The sequence below is a fragment of the Aquisalimonas asiatica genome (genome assembly GCF_900110585.1).
Lineage (GTDB): Bacteria > Pseudomonadota > Gammaproteobacteria > Nitrococcales > Aquisalimonadaceae > Aquisalimonas > Aquisalimonas asiatica.
In genome coordinates this window covers 133540-153676 of record NZ_FOEG01000003.1, presented here as the reverse complement: position 1 = coordinate 153676, position 20137 = coordinate 133540, and the positions used below count along the sequence as shown (strand labels likewise).

Annotated in this window: 2 protein-coding genes; both read left to right on the top strand. The window is 69.4% G+C overall.

Translation table 11 applies throughout. The features are described from left to right. Positions 1–125 precede the first annotated feature (125 nt). Positions 126–18461, top strand: a complete 18336-nt coding sequence (locus BMZ02_RS08540; protein WP_091642247.1) for a leukotoxin LktA family filamentous adhesin — start codon at positions 126–128, stop codon at positions 18459–18461. Further along, positions 18461–20134 carry a ShlB/FhaC/HecB family hemolysin secretion/activation protein gene (locus BMZ02_RS08535; RefSeq protein ID WP_091642244.1) on the top strand — a complete coding sequence of 558 codons (1674 nt, stop codon included), beginning with the start codon at positions 18461–18463 and terminating at the stop codon, positions 20132–20134. The genes BMZ02_RS08540 and BMZ02_RS08535 overlap by 1 nt, the downstream gene beginning before the upstream one ends. The last annotated feature ends 3 nt before the right edge of the window (positions 20135–20137 follow it).

The following is a 20137-nucleotide window of genomic DNA, read 5'->3' as shown; positions in this document are numbered from 1 at the left end:
CGGCCGTTGACATGGCGTCAACCCCTGTCTCTTGGTTACCCCCCCGCGGCGGCATAGAGTCTGCGCAACCATAATAAAGCCCGGAACGCCCATGGCAGTTGCGGGCCTTGAAGATCGGGTGCGCAATGCAGACAACGACGCGTTCCGCCGGGATGGCGGCTTTCCCCTTTGACCGGCCGACCGCCGCAGTCCTCGCCGCCATGGGCGCATGCGGGTATCTCACCAGCGCAACGGCTGACGAGCTGCAGACCAACCTGGAGACCGACGGACGCACCGACACCACCGTCGAGATCGACGGTGACCGTCGCTCCGTCACCACCGGAACCACCCGCGGCGACAGCGCGTTCAACTCCTTCAAGCACTTCCGGGTCGCCAGGGGCGATACCGTCGACCTGCACCTGCCCGAGAGCACCAGCAACCTCATCAACCTGGTGCACGACTCCAAGGCGGTCATCGACGGCACCGTCAACAGCCTGATAGCCGACGCCATCGGCGGCCACGTGGTGTTCGCCGACCCGCACGGCATCGTCGTGGGCGCGTCGGGCACGCTGAACGTGGGCAGCCTGCTGCTGACCACGCCGACCCAGTCGTTCATGGACGACATCATCGACCCTGACAGCCACGCCATCGACGACGATGCCGTCCAGCGCCTGATGGATGGTGACGCGCCGCAGAATCGTTTCGCCGAGATCCTGGTGGAAGGGCGGGTCAACAGCAGCGCCGACATCCGCATGGAAGGCGTGAACATCGAAGTCTCCGGGGAGCTGCACGCGGCAACCGCCGAAGCGCAACGGGAGCTGTTCGAGGCCAGCGTCAACACCAGCGGGCTCCAGGAGGCGGATTTCGCCTCCGCCGACGGTGGCGACATCGTCATCGGTGCCCGTGACGACCAGGGCGAGGACACCAGCGTTACCATCGCGGGCGACGTGCGCGCCGCTGGCGACGTCGAAGTCACCGCACGCACCTCCCATCAGCTGTTCGTGGGGATCGCGGGCGGCAGCAGTGATGTCACCGTGAGCGGCCGGATCGTCGGCGAAGACGTCCGCCTGGCCGCCGAGACGGACGTCAGCGTCGACCTGGAAACCCAGGCCGGCGAGATCGCCGATGACGTCATCGATGACGGCTTCGAGGCGGTCGAGGCCTTCATGGACGACCTCTCCAACCAGCGCCCGGAAGACGTCCTGCTCGGCGGCGCCATGGAGCTGTTCGGCTCTGCCGCCGTCACCCAGGGTGATGCCCGCGTGGACGTGGCCGACGGCGCCGACATCACCGCCGCCGGCGATGTGGACATCGACGCCACCGCCACGCGCACCATCAACCGGCCGCGCTCCGGCAGCGCCGTGGAGCAGCTCGGCCTCGGCATCGCCGCCGCCGTCCAGCTGGGTGAAACCAGCGCCACCGTCCGCGATGGCGCCAGCATTGATGCCGGCGGCGACCTGGCCGTGCGCGCCGAGAGCGAGAATACCCTGCTCAACGCCGCCGAGCCCAAGCCCGCCAAGAGCGCCCAGAACGCCGCCGTTGCCGGCATCGCCGTCAGCTACGCCGACATCACCACCGATGCGGTGATCGAAGAGGGTGCCAGCGTCAGCGCACGCGATGTGGCCGTGGAGGCGGAGAACCGGAACGCCCACACCACCACCTCCAAGGTCGAGGTGGATGGCAAGGAGGGCGTGGCAGGGGTGAGTTTCGCCCTGTCCCTGGTGAATACCGAAGCCAACGCCACCCTCGGCGCCGATCTGGACGATGTCCGGGATGTCCGCGTCGATGCCAACACCGAGTCCACCGCCAACGTCACCACCGCCAATGGCAAGATCAAGAGCGGCCAGAAGGGCACCTGGGACAAGATCAAGAAAAAGGTCGGTGACGAGGCCAAGAACAAGGTCAAGGACCAGGCCACCTCCCTCGGGACCAAGCTGGCGTCCAAGATCCCCGGCCTGGGCGACAAGCTCACCACCTCGAAGAAAGACGGCGACGCCGAGAAGAACAAGAAAGACACCGAGAGCATCGCCAGCAAGATCGCCGACAAGTTCCGCCTCAGCGGCGCGCTTGCCATTGCCGACTCCAGCCAGACCAGTGACGCCAGCATTGCCGAGGGCGCCGAGATTCGCGCCGACGGCGACGTCACCGTACTGGCACGGGTGTCCGATTCCGGCATCCGCAACAGTGCCCAGAGCGCCGTGGCCGCCGCCACCAAGAAGGGCAACGCCGACTTCACCACCAGCGCCGCCGTCAACTGGGCCGATCACCACCACGGCGCCACCGCCACCGTGGGCGACGGCGCCGTCATTCGCGCCGAACGGCTCGGCGTCGGCAGCGAAGTGGACATCCCCCTCAACCTCAGCGACGAACTGCAGAACGTCCTGGACGCCGAGGACGTGTTCACGTCCATGGACACCTTCTGGGACATCACCGACGTCTTCAGCTGGTTCAAGGACCTCTACGACGCCCGGGACCTGGCGGGGCACCTGTTCAACAGCACCGCCAACAGCACCGGCACCGCCGAGGACGTGGGGCTGGCCGGGTCGGTGAACGTCTTCAACGCCGACCAGGCCAGCACGGCCTGGGTGGGCGATGGTGCCGACGTGCGTGTCACCGCCGCCGACGAGGGCTGGACCACGGACCTGGGTGATGACAACACCTGGGAGTGGTCCGGCCCGCTGGCGGTGGACGCCCGCAAGCGCATCACCAGCATCAACGTGGCCGGCAACTTCGGCTGGCTGAAGTTCTTCGGTACCGGCGACACCAAGAAAGAGGACGGGACCGCCCTGGGCGGCGCCTTCAACTGGACGCAGTACACCGGCGACACCGTTGCCGGCATCGGCGACGGGGCGGTGATCGACGCGGAAGGGGTGAGCGTCGAGGCGGACGCCTTCCACCAGATCGTCTCCCTGGCGCCCAGCGCCGGCAAGTCGGATCAGGCCGCCCTCAACGGCACCTTCACCATCTCGCGCATGGACACCGGCACCCGGGCCTCCGTGGCCGCCTCGGCGGACGTCACCGCCGACCGGCTGACCATCGACGCCGACGAGTCGCTGTCCGTCTGGACGGCCGCCGGCGCCGTGGCCCTGAGCGAGAACATCGGCGTCGGCGCCAGTGTCGCCGTCAACGACATCGCCACCCAGAGCCTCGCCTTCATCGGCGACAACCGCCTGGACAGCCCCTTTCTCACCGACCCGGACGGCCTCTCCGACAATGGCGCCCCCGCCGGCGGCACGCTGCGCGTGAACGAACTCACCGTCGACGCCCTGACCGTGGGCCAGGCGGGCACCTTCGCCGTGGCCGGCGCCGCCGTCGTGGACAGCGACGATGACGACGAGGCCGACGATTCCAGCCTCATGAAGCGGGGCAAGGATGCCATCAAGTCCCGCGTGGGCAAGGTCCGCAACAAGGCCGGCGATCTGGCCGAGAACATCCCCCTGCTGAGCGCCGCTACTAGCGAGATCCGCGGCAAGCAGGACGCCAACAAGGAGACGCCGAAAGAGGGCAACGAGATCGACGGCGGCTCGTCGCCGGGCTCGAAGGACACCTCCAGCACCGCCGGCAACCAGAGCAAGGGCGCAAGCCCGGACATCGCCGCCTCCGGCAGCGTGGGCGTCAACCTCACCCGCCAGGAGACCCGCGCCAGCGTCGAGGACGTCACCATCGAGGCGCGTGACGAGGAAGCCGCCGTGGCCACCGACATCCAGTCGGTGAACGACACGCTCATGCTGGGAACGGCCGGCGCCGGATCGCTGATCAAGGCCGGGGGCGACGACTCCTCGTTCCAGACTGCCCTGGCCGGTGCGCTGTCCCTGAACGTCCTGCAGAACGACACCGTCGCCAGCATGGATGGCGTCACCCTGAATGACGCCGGTGACACCCGTGTCGAGGCCATGAGCGCAGGGGATCAGGTCTCCATCGGCCTCGGCCTGGCCATGAACGTCTCCGGCGAGGACACCTCCGACGCCAGCCTCTCCGCCGCCGGCTCCGCCTCGGTGAACTGGACGGCCAACACCACCGATGCCACCGTGCGCGACAGCGTTGTCACCCGCGCCGATGGTGTCGATGACAACGACGCGCCCATGAGCGTGCTCGCCTACGACCGCACCCGCATCGCCACCGGCGGCGGCTCGCTGGTGGCCGGCGGCACGGCCGGCGTGGGTGCCGCGTTCACCCTCTCGAACATCGGCAACACCACTGACGCCACCGTGGCGGGCTCCGAGCTGGACATGGGTGCGCTGGGCGTGCGCGCGCTCACCCGCAACCGCATCCTCTCCGGCGGCGCCGTGGGCGCTTTCTCGGACCAGGACGACTCGGTCACCCTGGCCGGCACGCTGGTGTTCAACCTGGTCAACAACACCGTGGACGCCTCCATCGAGAGCAGCGACAACGGCCACAGCACCGTGACCACCTCCGGGGAGGTCCGCGTCACCGCCGCCGACCTCGATGAGGACGTGGAAGAGGGCCTGGAGCACCTGAACAGCATCAACGGCAGCCCGGACGAGGACGCCGTCGATTTCGCCCTGAACGACCTGGACGTGGCCATTCCCGACGGCAGCGACGCCGACCCGGACGACGACAACTTCGACCCGGACCACGACTACGAACTGCCGCAGAACGCCGCCGACGTCGCCAGCAGCGGCAGCATCATCGTCGGCGTCGCCGGCACCCTGCAGGCCGGGCGTGCCGACAACGTCGGTGCCTCCATCGCGGTGAACACCATCTCCAACGAGCACACGGCCCGCATCGAGCAGGCCGAAGTGAACGCCGGCGGCGACGTCAGCGTCGACGCCCGCGACACCGGTGCCATCCTGGGGGCGAGCATCGGCGCCGCGGTCACCAGTGGCGACTTTGCCGGCATGGGGTCGGTGAGCGGCAACATCATCGCCGGCAGCACCGAGGCGGTGCTGGACGGCAGCGACGTCGACGCCCACGACCTGCGCGTCAACGGCGTCAGCAGCGCCAACATCCTCTCCTTTGCCGGCAACATCTCCGGCTCCGCCAAGGCGGCGGGTGGCGCCGCCGTGGCCATCAACCACACGGGCGGCCTCGGTGACGACGACCAGGTCACCAGCGCGCTGGCATCCCAGACCGTTGCGCGGGTGCAGGATTCCGACGTCACCCTGAGCGGCGACGCCGCCGTGCGCGGTGCGCGCCAGAGCCGGATCCTGTCGGCTTCCATCAGCGGCGAGGGGGCCGGCAAGGTCTCGCTGGGCGGCTCCCTGAACCTCAACACCCACGTGGACCGCACCCGCGCCGAGCTGCTCGGCACCACCCTCAATGCGCGCAATCTGGTCGTGGAAACCGGTGACGACCGCCTCAACGCCGCCGAGATCTTTGCCGGGTCCGGTCAGTTCGGCGGTGCCGGCAAGGCCGCCATCGGCGGCTCGTTCACCATCAGCACCATCGAGTCCCAGCGCGACGCCCTGGTGCGCGACAGCGCCATCACCGTGGACGACGACGCCCGCGTGGGCTCCGTCTACGATGCCGACATCATCAACATGGCCGTGGGTGGCGGTGGCGCCGGCACCGTGGCGGTGGGCGGCTCCCTGGTGACAGCCACCATCGCCGGCCACAGCCGCTCCGTCATCGAGGGCGGCAGCATCACCGCCGGCGGTCTGGACGTCAGTGCCGCGGGCGACAGCCTGCGCATCATCTCCGCTGCCGGCAACGCCCAGGGCGCCGGCACCGCCGCGGTTGGCGGCGCATCCACGGTCAACACCTTTGCCACCGACCGGGTGGCGCGGCTGGATGGCGTCAACGCCACCGTGACCGGGGACATCGACGTCCTCGCCGGGGCCCGTACCGAAATCAACACCGGCGCGGGCGCCGGCGGCGGCGCCGGCACGGCCGCCGTGCTGGGGTCGGCCACCATCAACACCGTGGTGGGCAGTGAGACCGCCGAGATCATCGGCGACAGTGACATCACCTCCACTGAGGGCGACCTCTCCGTGCGCGCCGACGAGGGCGAGCGCATCATCCGCAGCATCTCCGGCAACGTCGGCGGTGCGGGCACGGCCGCCGTGGGCGGCGCCAACGTCACCAACACCATCTCCGGTGTCCGGGAAGCGCTGATCATGGGCGGCTCCCTGAACATCGCCGAGACCATCAACCTGGCCTCCGGCGGCACGGCCATCATCGAGTCCATCGCGGCCTCCGCCGCCGGGGCCGGCACAGCCGCCGTGACCGGCTCGCTCGCCGCCTCCACCATCGACGGCACCGAGGACGTCATCCTCCAGGACGCCACCGTGGATGCCGGCGCGGTGAACCTGAGCAACATCGGCGACATGACCATCCGCACCGCCTCGGGCAATGCCAGCTTCGCCGGCACCGCCGCCGTGGGCGGGGCGTCCAGCGTCAACGTCATGCTCAACCGGCGCCAGGCGCTGGTGACGGGCAGCAATCTCACCCTCGGCGGTGATCTGGACGTGCTCACCGCCAACAACGGCAGCATCGAGACGCTGGCCGCCAGCGGTGGCGCCGCCGGCACCGCCGCCGTGGGCGGCGCGCTCACGGTGAACGTGCTGGAGTCCGAGCTGAGCGCCGGCCTGCGCGCCTCCGATGTCAACGCCGGCCTGTCCGACTGGGACACCACCCGCAACATCACCGTGCAGGCCCAGGAGAACGGCAGCATCGACTCCATCGCCGGTCAGGCCCAGGTGGCGGAGTCCGCCGCCGTTGGCGGGACAGGCGCCGTCAACTATCTGGGTAACAGCGTGGACGCTTTCGTGGAAGGCGGCGGCGATGCCACCTACCGCGGCACCAACCTGCTGGTGGACGCCCAGAGCAACGCGGCCATCCAGACCGTGGCAGTGGGTGCCTCGGGCGCCAACCGTGTGGCCCTGGCCGGCTCGGCCGCGGTCAACGTCATGCAGACCGAGACCACCGCGCGCATCGGCCGCAACAGCGAAGGCGGCGACGCGTCGGACGACCCGGACGTGGAGGCGCGCAACAACGTGGGCGTCACCGCCGCCAGCAACGACATCGTGCGTGTTGCGGCCGGTGCTGCTTCCTTTGCCACCCAGGGCGGCGCCGGCAGTGCCGGTGCGATTGTCAACGTGGTCAACAGCCGCACCCATGCGGGCATTGACGGCAGCGGCACCCGGGTCAACGCCCTGGCGCTGGATCCGGACGATGTTCTGGAGGTCAGCGCCGGCAACCTGCAGGGCGACCCGCAGATCGGCCCCGGCGACGACGAAGACCTGGCCGACAACCCGGACGGCTTCTTCACGGGTGATGAGGATACAAAGTCGGAGTTCGCCGGGCTCGACGAACTGGTGTTCAACCCCGCCGAAGACCTGGCCGAGGAGACCCAGGAGGTCACCGGCCTGGCCGTTCGGGCCAGCTCCACGCAGCAGGTGGGCACGGTGTCGTCGGCGCTTGCCGCCGCCATCCCGGACATCTCCACCTTCGGCATTGCCGGGTTCGCCGGCTCCGTGCTGGCAGGCACGAACGTGGTGGACGGGCACACCAGTGCCGTGGTGGATGGCGCCACCATCAACGACAGCAGCGCCGGCAACCGCGCGGCGCAGGACGTCAGCATCGGCGCCTCCAGCCACAGTCTCACCGTCGACTACGCGCTCGCCGGTTCCGCCTCCACCTTCGCCGGAGCCGGGGTGTTGGGCGCCTCCGTCATCTCTCGCGACACCGAAGCGGGCCTCTATAACGCCGACGTGGGTAACGCCAACGATCTGGATGTGTTCGCCAACGCCACGCAGCAGGGCACCAGCGTCTCCCTGGCGGCAGGCTTCGGTGCCTTCGGCGCCGGCGGCACGTTCGCTGGTGTCACCCTGCTCGGGGACACCTCGGCCGGCATCAGTGACACCACCGCCGACGTCAACGCCGTGAACGTGGACGCCCGCAACGACCGCGCCGTCAACCTGCACTCCGGCGCCATCTCCATCGGTGCCGTCGCCGTGAGCGGCTCGTTGACCTTCAGCCTCGTCGATGGCTCGGTGGATGCCTTCATCGAGGGCGATGGCAATGGCAGCACCGGCATCGACACCAACGGTGGCGACGTGCGCGTCAACGCCGAGACCGACACCACCCTGTTCAACAACGTCCTCGGCGCCGGTGCCGGGGCCGGCGCCATTGCCGGTTCGGCAGCGCTCAACATCGTCACCAACGACACCAGCGCCCGGGTTCAGGGCGCGGAGCTGGGCGGGGGCAGTGCCATTGGTGCGCTGGACATCGGCGCCACCGAGACGGTGGCGGCCAGCACCATCGCCGGGTCCGCCTCGGCCGGCATGATTGCAGGGGCGGGCGCTGCCAACGTGCTGGTGATGCAGGGCGACCTGACCGCCGAGCTGGCCGACTCCGACGTGACCGCCAACGGCGATGTGGATGTGGACGCCCGGCGCGGCGTGCGGGCACGCCAGATGGCGGCAGCCGGCGCCATGGGCGACACCGCGCTCACCGGCGGGCTGGCGTTGGCGGTACTTGGCAGCGGCAACACCGTCTACGTGGACGAGGACGGTAATGAATACGATCCGGGCGACGACCTGGACCATGGCGACGACGGCACCCTGAGCCTGTTCGACGACATCCTGAGTGCGGACACCCTGGCGTCGGACAGTGACAACGAACACGGTCACGACGCCGATCATCGCTTCCAGTTCGACCTCACCGACGCGGAAACCGGCGATACCGAGCGGGTCGACCTGTTCGGCGACGTGGCGGGCGAGGGCGATATCCTGGGTGAGTCCGAGCAGGATGCGCTGCGCAGTCAGACCAACCAGAGCGCCAGCGACTACCTGAATAACGACGGCGGCCATCAGACCACCGCCCGAATCCGTGGCAGCCGCGTCGACGCCGGTGGTGACGTGACCGTCTCGGCCGATGAACGCCTGCACATGGAGCAGTTCACCGGTGCCATCGGCCTCGGTAACACCGCAGCGGTTGGCGGCGCGGCCGGCATGGCCTTCTCCTGGGCGAACGTGGGCGCGAGCATCGATGGCCACTCCACCGTCGATGCCGGCGGCGCGGTGGACGTGGATGCCGGCACCGGTGCCTTCGACAACGAAGACGACAGCATCGAGCAGCAGGTGCTCACCGGGCAGGGCGCCGTGGGGCTCGGGCTGGGTGCGGCCGTGGCCGTGGCCGACATGAACAACCAGGTCGTCGCGCAGCTCAACGGCGACGTCACCGCCGCGGGCGCGATCGACGTCACCGCCAGCGACCTGGCCAGCCTGGACGTGCAGGCCGACGGCTACACCATCGGTGGCGCCGGCGCCGCCGGTATCGTCATCGGCTACGGCGGCCGCAACACTGACGTGATCGCCTCGGTGGGCAACGGCGTCACCCTGGATGCCGGCGCGGTGAACATCGACGCCTTCAGCGGCGGCGGTGTGAGCGTGGAAGGCACCGCCGCGGCGGGCGGCATCCTGGGCTCCGGTGCCGGCGTGGGCATCGGCGCCCAGGACCAGTCCTCGGTGTCGGCGCGCGTGGGCGCAGGCGCCGATCTCACGGCGGACGGTGACGTTACCGTGGACGCCGTCTCCGACACTGCCGTGTTCGCGGAAGCGCTCGGTGTGGCCGTCTCCGGCGGCGTGGGTATTGGTGCCTCCGTGGCCACGGCGCTGCTCGAGGCCGACGTCACCAGTGAAATCGGCGACGGCGCCAGTATCGCCACCGATGAGGGCCTGGGTGTCTCGGCGCGGCTGGGTGCCGCCCGGGATGACCGCTCCGACGCGCCCAACGTGCGCGCGAAGTCCACGGCGGCAGGGGGCGGTGTCATTGCCGGGGCCAACGCCACGGTGGCCAACGTCTCCACCGACGCCGACGTCACAGCGCGAATCGGCGATGACGTGACCCTCCCCGATGGCGACGTCTCCGTTCAGGCCGTGCGCTCCAGCGCCCAGGAAGTGCTTGCCACCGGCGTCAGCGCCGGCATCGTCGCCGCCGGCGCCAACCTGGCGTTCGCGGAGTCCAGTGGCGCCACCGTGGCCGAGCTGGGCCGTGATGCGCGCACCGACGACGAGCGGGTTGGCGACATCAGCGTGCGCGCCGACGGGCAGGACGTGAACATCACCGACGTGCTCGCGGGCAGCGGTGGCGTGGCAGCGGCCCAGGCCGCCACCAGCGAGATCACCACCGGCACCACCACCCGTGCAACCATTGGCGGCAACGGCGCGGACCAGCAACGGGTGCTGTCCGCCGGCGATGTCCAGGTGCTGGCGCAGCACGAGGACCGGTTCGCCGCCTCGGTGGACGCCTTCCAGGCCGCCGTGGCCGGCATGAGTGGCGCGTCGGCGCACACCCGCCTTGGTTCCTCCGTGGAAGCCGGGCTGGCCGACGGCGTGCAGATCTACGCCAGTGACGTGGGCCTGGACGCCCACAACGCCATCGAACAGATTGGTGATGGCAACAGCGTGCAGGCCGGCTCCGGCGGCGTCGCGGCGGGCTCGGCCGTGTTCCACGAGCTCTCCATTGCCGGCAGCAACGGCAGTGGTCGCAGCGAGAGCCGCGTGCGGGTCGGCGACGACGTGGCGGTGCTTGCCGAGTTCAACGGCGACGACGGCCGCGGCCAGATCGAACTCAACGCGCGCAACACCGTCAACATCCGCGACGACGTCCTGCTCGACACCGGTGGCGGCATCAGTGGCGCCATGGCGGATACCGAGCTGGAAGGCGCCATGGCCGCCGACGTCACCATCGGCGACGACACCGCATGGCATGCCGACGACCGCATCGAAGCGGCCGCATGGGGCCGTTACGTCACGCGCATGCGCTCCCAGGCCAAGACCTACGGCGGGGTGAGTGTCGTCGGCGGTGTCGCCGACGTGGATCTCAGCGTGGACGAGTCCATCACCCTGGGCAGCGACACCACCATGAGCTCCTTCGGGGTGATCAACCTCACCACCGGGGAAAGCCCCCAGGGCCGCCAGGACAGCCGCTTCGAGCTGAACTCGCGCACCAACGTCTACAACTACAACGCCGTTCCCCTGGACACCAGCGCCAACGCGTCCGCCACCCTGAACCACACCGGTGACGTCTCCGTGGGCGCCGGCAGCGACCTGCTCAGCGCCCGCGACGTGCGCTTCGCCGCCTACGACGGCGTGCGCCGTGTCACCGCCTCGGGCCGGGCCCACAACCCCTACCTGGATGCCCTGAGCGTGGTCAGCGGCAATTCCAGCACCGACGTGAATGGCAGCACCGGTGTCACCCTCTCCGGTGACGTTGAGGCGGGCTACCTGGCCGAGCGCATCATCGAGATCACCGAAGACGGCGACGTCATCGCCAGTGACGACGGCCTGCTGTTTGGCGAAGAGCGGCTGACCCCCTCGGAGGACCTCTTCGAGCCCGGGGAGGACGCCTACGAGCTGGCCAGCGACGAAGAGACCGACGCCATCTGGATCATGCCCATCTTCGCGGCGGCGGGTAGCGTGTTCGTCCACGGTGACACCATCGACGTGGACGGCAGCGCCGAGCTCACCGCCCGCGGTGGCGCGGAAGTGCGCGTCAGCAACGCCTCCGAGAAGAGCATCGTCATCGAGGGTATCGAGATCGCCGACCGCACCGGCGGCGAGGTTCGCGCCACGGGACGCGGCAGCCTGGACGGGCTGAACGGTCTCAGCGCGAACTCCCTCGATGCCGGCGCCGAACCCCAGGTGACCCTCGAAAACACCTTTGACAACGCCGCACCCGGCTCCAGCGATGCCGCCCCGGACATCATCGTCACCGGGGATATTTCCAACCCCCTCGGGCGTTTCCGGATCGACAACGCCTCGGGCGATTACATCCAGGGCGCGAATGTGCTGGCGCGGGAGATCAGCGCCGATATCCCGCAGGGGTCGTACATTGTCTCGCAGCTGGATGACAGCTGGCAGTCACAGGGCTCGCCCACCGCCATCTGGCGCGGGCAGGAGAATCTGCCCACCAATGCAGAGAGCGCGGTCCATCTGCTGGCCAACACCCAGTACGACATCAGTCCCGACAACGCCGAGCTGCGCAGTCGGACAGGGACGTACGGCGCCGGTCGTTCGATCCATTTCTTCAACCTCAGCAACGACTACAACCCCAACGAGTACAGCGAGGGAGAGGCCCGCGACAACCACTTCAGCGACGGCCATTTCCAGCTGCTGCACGACGGTGGCAGGTACCTGCACGTACAGCGGGTCAACTTGAGAGCCACGAGTCGCAGCCAGGATGGTGACGTGGCGGACGCCGACGCCGATCCGCTCACCCAGGGGGGGTCCATCTTCGTCGAGGCCGACACCATCGACGTGAACGGCCGCATCATCAGCGGTCAGCAGCAGGATCAGCTCGGCATCCACCTCACCGAAGAAAACGTGGAGACCCTCCGGAGGCTGGGGCCCGGCGAATTCGGCCGTTTCGTGGCCGGTCAGGTGGTCGAGGTCGGCGGCGAGGACGAGCTGTGGAACGTGGAATCGCCGGACGGCCGCACGCCCATTCTCGCCGAGTACGATCCCAACCGGGACGAGATCAACCTCTACAACGTCTCCCGGCCCAGCGGCGCCAACGTGGTGCTGCGCGGGCGCATCATGAGCACCAGCACCCACGGTTCCATCGAAGTGAACAACGGCTACCTGGACGTGGACATCCGCAACGACTCGGATGCGAACCTGGTGCTCAACAACATCGACACCGGCGACGGACAGGTCGCCAACATCCGCATCGAGGACAAGCAGCAGGATCTCACCACCTGGTACCGCTACGAACTCGGCGGCAACGTGGAGATGCGCAGCACCGACGGCATCAGCACCGACTGGGACAGCGCCGACGTGGTGGCCATCGGTGCCCGGGACGACGACTGGGGTTACCAGCCGGAAGAGGGCCTGCGCTACGAGTGGACGCGGCGGGCAAGGCTTGAGCGCGAGAGAACCACCGGGTCGGGCTGGTGGGAAAACGGCGTGACCAACTGGAATTTCGTCGATAGCAACGGCGACACCGTCCAGGACAACCCCTGGGAGCTCACCTCGGAAGGCCTCACCACCGGCAACAGCAGCAGCGAGCCGCGGTTTACCCAGGAGATCAGCGGCAGCGGGATGCGGCATCAGAACGTCAACGTCTCCCACGGGCGTGACTACGGTCAGGGCACGGACAGCGACGACGATCCGCTGAACTGGCAGTACCGCATCGTGCTGGGCGGCACGATCACGTCCACCAGCAGTGTCAGCGCCGACAACCCCATCGACGTCCTGTTCTCCGGCAACGAGGCCGGGCGCATCAACGTGGAATCCGGCGGCAACGTGCGTTTCGCCGGCAACCTGCGCAACATCAGCGGGGAGACCAATGTCGACGCTGGCGGCGCAATCTCCCAGGCCGATCAGGCCTCCATCCGCACCCGCGACCTGAGCCTGATCGCGGATGGTGACATCGGCTCCGAGGCCCGCGGCATCAACGCCACCCTGGAAGGCGGCGGCACCGTCAACATGGCCTCGGAGAACGGCCACATCCGCGCCAGTCTGCAGGGTGCCGATGTGCAGCTGGAAGGGCTGCACGCCGGTGACGGGCGCGACGTGGAGCTCAGCGCCGCGGGCGCCATCGTCGCGGCCGACGGCGTGGGCGACGACACGGTGGTCAGTGGCCGCTCCGTCTGGCTGGAGAGCACCAGCGGCAGCGTCGGCGCTGCCGACCAGCCCCTGGCCGTCCAGCTCGAAGGCGCCACGCCCACGGCACTGCCGGACGAGCGGGGCCAGCTCGACGTCACCGCCGGTGGCGACGTCCACGTGCTCTCCGACGGAGGCAACCTCTTCATCGGCCAGATCGAGGCCAGCGGCGACGTCACCCTTGAGGCGGACGGCATCTACAACGCCTCCACCGATGAGCAGACCGCCAGCGTCGACAGCGACGAGCTGGCCGAGCTCTGGGAGTCCATCGGCCTCATCGGTGACGGTGCGGAGGATTCCGCCGATCGCACCGTGCGCGCCTACGAGAACAAGGTCCAGCGCTGGTACAACGACTACTTCCAGCTCGCCCAGCTCGCCGGTGGCAGCGACGATCTGGACAACCTGGAGCTGGACGACGCCGCCCGCGACCTGCTGCGCCAGCGCGCCAGCGAGTTCTGGCTCACCCAGAAGGACGCCGTCGCCAACGAGCGCGTGGCCTACAGCGACGCCCAGAAAGCCGTGATTGAACAGCGGGCGGCAGAAGCTGCCGGCGGCGGCATCACCGATGGCGGCGTGGACGCCTACGCGGCCTTCCGCATGGCCGACATCCAGGAGCGGATGGGTGATGTGGACGGTGTCGATGCCGACAGCCTGCTGAACGACGATTTCCAGAGCGGCTGGGCCTACAGTGCCACCGACGCCGAGCGCGATCACCTCACCGAAGGGGCGGACGGCTGGTCCGAGCAACGGCTGCGTAACGCCATCAACGCCTCGGCGCTGGAATCCGCGCCGGAGGTCACCCTGCGTGACGACCCCAACATCGCCGGGCGCTCCGTGGAGCTTATCGCCCACGAGCAGATCGGTCAGGACGTGGAGAGCCGTCGCATCGACCTGGGGAGCGACTTCACCGACGCTGAACGGGCGCTGCTCATCACCGCCGGCCCGGGGGACGTCACGGAGATCCGCGGCGCCGACGGCACCATCGAAGCGCTGGACGTGCGCCGCCGGGACCTGGTCCAGGTGGACGCGCTGGAGGTCTTCGACGCCGTCTCGACGGGTAACGTCTACGTGGGCGGCGACGGCGAGCTCCGTGTCGGCCGCGTGCGCTCCTACAGCGACGACATCCGCCTCCTGACCACCGGCGGCCTGTTCGGCGACGGTGGCTCCGACGGCCTCTACGCCGGTGGTGACGTCTTCCTCACCGCCGGCTCCGGCTCCATCGCCGGCGACACCGGCGGTGCCCTGAGTGTGGACGTCCGCGAGGGAGCCGTCAGGCTGGCATCCGCCGGCGGCGACGTGGCGCTGCTCGACAGCTCCGGCCAGGGCCTGACCATCGGCCAGATCTCGGCCGGCGACCAGACCAGCCTGGCCACCGGGGGCGACCTCACCGCCGTGGACAACGCCAGCGACGGCTCCGACGAGTTCGACATCAGCACCGGCTCCCTGGATCTCGACGTCTCCGGCGACGTGGACGGCGGCGGCCGCGCCCTGCGCGTGCAAATGAGTGACAGCGGCACGCTCACCGGCGATATCGGCGGTGACGCCGGCATCAACGCCACCAGCGGCGGCATCCGGTTCGGTGAGCTGGCCGTGGGCGGCGACCTCAGTGCCGACGCCACATCCGGTCGCGTGCGCTTCACCGATGCCGTCTCCGCCAACGGCGGCGCCGACATCACCGCCAACGACGCGCTCACCTTCACGGACACCGGCGCCTTGAGCGCCGCATCCGGCGACATCAACCTCCTGGGCGCGACCCTGACCATGGACAGCGGCGCCAGCATCGACGCCGGCGGCGCGGTGAGCCTGGTCACCCCGGGCGACATGGTGCTGAGTCACGTCAACGGCTCCGGTGGCGACGTCACGGCGCCCGGCGTCACCGCCAATGCCGGCGGCAGCATCCGCGCCGCGGACGATACCGGCCGCGTGGGCTCCGATGATGCCACGGTGGCCCTGCAGGCCGGTGACGGCATCGGCACCGTCGATCAGGCCGTGCGAGTGGACGCCGAGCGCACCGAGGCTGTCTCCGATAACGGTGCCATCCAGCTGCAACTGCTTCGGCCCGGCCAGGGCGGCGAGGTGGAAGCCACCAACGGCGCCGTCCACCTGACAGACGCGGGCGCCGGCATGCAACTCGACGCCATCACCGCCGCAGACGCCATCCAGGTGAATGCCGGCGACGATGCCAGGCTCGGCGTGGTGACCTCCAGCGATGCCGGGGCACAGGCAGACGTCAACGGCCGCCTCGGTTTGACCCGGCTCGCTACGGCCGGCAACGCCACCCTGGACGCGCAGAGCCTCCATCTGGACGACGGCGCGGTGGGCGGAGACTTCCTTGCCACCACCAGCGGTGACCAGCACTACGGCACCGTGGACACCGGCGGGCGGGCGGACATCACCACCACCGGCGCCGGCGACGTGACCTACGCCGAGCTCACCGGCGATGACCGGCTGGACATGGACGTTGCAGGCACCATCACCGCCGAGATCATCGATCCTGATGCGGATGTCACCCGTGGTGCTCTGGCGTTCGATGACACCGTGCGCATTGAGACCGGAGCGGACGCTGACCTGGGCTCCGTCGCCAGTGCCGGCTCTGACGTGATCGTGACCGTTCACGGCCGCGCCGGCGTGGAGCTGCTCGATGCCGCTGACGATGCCGTTCTCAACGGACAGACGCTCAGGGTCGACGGCGGCGTCGTGGGCGGCGACCTCCTTGCCACCACCACGGGCGACCAGCACTACGGCACCGTGGACACCGGCGGCCAGGCGACCATCGCCACCACCGATAACGGCGACGTGACGTATACCGAGCTCACCGGCGACGACCGGCTGGACATGGACGTTGCGGGCACGGTCACCGCCAGCACCGTCGATCCCGACGCGGATGTCACCCGCGGCGCACTGGCATTCCGCGATGCCGTGAGCATCAGTGCCGGCGGCGATACGGTGATGGGTGCCATCACCAGCACCAGCGCCGATGTGCATGTGACCGCCGACGGCCACGCCGCCATGGAGCGGGTGCGCGCCGAGCAGGGCGCCCTGGACGTGCTGGGCAACGGTGCCTTCGTGGGCGACGCGGCCGTGCGCGACCGCCTGCGCATCGACACCACCGCTGACCCGGCCGACACCGAGCCGCGGGACATGGACACCTGGGCCGATCAGAACGGCGCCACCATCGGCTTTGGCGAACTCGCCAGCGAGACCGACAGCGTGCACGTGTTCTCGGGCTGGAACGTCCGTGGCGGCTCGGCGGAAGCGGAAGTCGACGTCATTCTCCTGGGGCAGGACGTGGTCTTCGACGCCCTGGAAACCCGCACCCGCGATGTGGAACTCCAGGCCGTGGAAGACGTCACCGGCCAGCGCGTCGTCTCCGAGCGGGATATCACCGTGGCCGCTGGCGGCACCCTGTCCCTGGATTCCACCGACTACGGCGGCGAGCTCTCCCTGGAGGCCGGGCGCAACATCTTCGTGCGCGTCGGCGGCGATCTGGACCTGGAGCGGATCGTTGCGGGCAACAACGCCGAGCTGTTCGCCGGTGGCTTCATCGACCTGATCTCCGTGGATGCTGGCGGCATTGTCACGCTCGAAGCCGACGAGTTCGTCAACATCGACGAGTACATCGACGCCGGCGGCGACGTCCGCGCCCGTGCAGGCACCACCCAGAGCATCGGCGGCGACGTTACCGCCGGCGGCAGCGTCGATGCCGTGTCCGGCGGCACGATGACCTACGGCGGCAACATCGCGGCGGGCGAGGGCGTCACCCTGGACGCCGGCGGCGCGCTGGCAGGCAACGACCTCACCGCCGGCCGCGACAGCCACCTGCAGGCCGGCGATACCCTCGACATGCGCGCCATCAACGTGGCCGGCGACGTGGGCCTGGACGCCCTCGACGACATCCACGTGGTGACCGTTGTCTCCGACGGCGATCAGGCCATCGACAGCCGTGGGGCGCTGGGCTTCGACGCCCTGGTGGCAGGCGGCGCCATCGATGCCCGGGCGGCGGACGACGTCACCGGCGAGCGTGCCTCGGCCAGCGATGCCCTGACGATGATCGCCGGCGCCCCGAACCCGTCCGGCGACCTGGCCGACCGCGACGTGCGCATCGACCACGTGCAGGCCCATGCGGTCGACCTCCGCGCCGGCAATGACCTCCTCGCCAACGACGGCGGCGCCATTGCCATGGAGACCACAGCGGCGGCCCGCTTCACCGGGCGCGATATCCTTGCCGACATCACCCAGAGCGGTGCCGACCTGATGGCTTTCGAAGTGATCGGCGCCAACGGCGCCCTTGCGCGGGACGTGGCCCTGACCATCGACGGCGACGCTGGCCTCATCGGCGACCAGTTCCGGGCGGAGCGGGCGGAGGTGCGCACCACCAGCCGGCACCTGCAGTTCGACCAGGGCCGCATCGGCGAGATGTTCGTGCTGGAGACGGCGGACGTGGACCTCATGATGAACAACACCTCGCCCGCGATTCAGCCGGTGGACGTGCAGCTGTACGAGCCGGATAACGACTTCAGCCTGATCGCGAGCGGCCCGTGGGCCTTCAGCGACGCCTACGTGGGCTACTTCCGCCCCGGCTTCGCCGTGACCTCGCCCAACCTCACGGATAACCGGGTGGTCGGGCGCGACGTGGACGGCCGCAGCATCGAGAGCGACTCCAACCGCGGCATCGGCCGCACGCTCGGCTCCGCCGTGACCGAGGCGGCCATCCGCACCGGAATGGAGCCCACGGTGGCCGTGCTGGACGCCATCCAGGCCGAGGAGCAGGGCGTGGCCGCCCTCAACCTGGGCACCGAGGATGCCGTCTCCGAAGAGGGCGGCAGCAGTGATGACGACGACGATACCGCTGACATCCTGCCGCCGGGCCTGGATCTCACCGGCGTGGATCAGGCGCGGAGCGGCAACTGATGGGGGCACTGAAGGCAACAGCGCGGCGCCTGCCGCTGCGCCGCGCCGTGCTGCCCGGCGTGCTCGTGGCGGTACTCGGTGGCGTGGCCCCGGTCCATGGTCAGCAGGGGATCGGTGCTCCCGATGCAGGGTTCCTGCAGGAAGGGTTGCAACAGGAGCTGGACCGGCGCGAGGAGCGTCGGCGGGAGCAGGAGCGCCCCGACGACGATCCCGTCATCACCGGCGCTGACCCCAGCGGTGACGGCGACCTGCCCGAGACCGACGACCTGTTCGTGCTCCAGGCCATCGAGTTCAGCGAGTCGCTGTTCATCCCGCCGGAGCGGCTCCAGCGCATCGCCGACAGCTATACCGACCGGCTGGTGGATTTCGCCGCCCTCAACCGCATGATCGGCTGGATCAACAATATCTACGCCACCGAGGGCATCGTTACCGCCCGGGCCATCATCCCGCCCCAGCGCATTGAAGATGGCGTGCTGCGTGTCGAGCTCGTGGAAGGGCGGGTCGGCGAAGTGGACACGGCCGGGCAGCAGCGCGTGAGCGAGTCCTACGTGCGCAACCGCATCGCCCCCCTGGAGCGCGGCGAAGTGGTGGACGTGATTGCCCTGCGGGAGTCCATCACCCGGCTCAACCGCACCGAGGACATCCGCGCGGGTGCGTCCCTGCGTGCCGGTCAGGCGGCGGGCGAGACCGACATCCTGCTCCAGGTGCAGGAGCCGCCGCGCTACACCGCCCAGGCGTTCGCCGACAACCACGGCTCGGAGACCACCGGCGAGTACCGGGCAGGGGTCAACCTGGGCATGTTCAGCCCCCTCGGCTTCGGCGACCGGCTCAGCGTGCTGGCGCTCCGGTCCGAGGGTGCCGAGAACGCGTCCGTGGCCTACCAGATGCCGGTGAACCGCCGCGGCGGCCGGGTGGAAGTGCGTCATACCCGGGGGGAGATCGAGATTATCGAGGGGCCGTTCAGCGAACTGGACGTGGAAGGGGACTCCACCATCACCCAGCTCACGTTCGACCAGCCCCTGCTGCGCAGCGACGCCCTGTGGCGCGACCTCTCGCTGCGTGCCAGCCGCAGCGATTCCGAGACCACAATCGAAGGGCAGCCGCTCAGCGAGTTCACCACCGACCGTGTCGTCGCCGCACTGCGGTTCTCCGGATTTCAGCCCGGCAGCCAGTGGACCATGCGCCACGGTGCCAAGTACGCCCAGGTGGAAGACATCCAGGGCAGCAAGACCAGCTACTGGTTCCTGGATGGCGCCGCCAGCTTCAACGCCGTGGCGCGGGACGAGACCCTGCTCACCCTGCGCGGCGCCTGGCAGTGGAGCCGTGACGACGCCGTGCCGTCGCCGCTGCTGTTCCAGGTGGGCGGCCCCAACAGCGTGCGGGGCTACGCCGAGGGCGCGCTTGCCGGCGCCCGCGGGTATTACGTCAACGCCGAGGCCCGCTACCTGGGCTTCCAGCGGCTGGCGCCGTATGCCTTCCTGGATCACGGCTACATCAACGACACCAGCCCCAGCCGCGAGGCCGCCTTCAGTGGCGGTATCGGCCTGGGCTGGCAGGGGCCGTCCTGGCTGAGCGCCGAGATCGCCGTGGGCGTGCCCATGCGCGACGTCGAGGCCGACCAGGACTCCTTCCGCATTGAGGCCACCATCTCCGCCAGCTGGGCCGGTGGCTGAGTA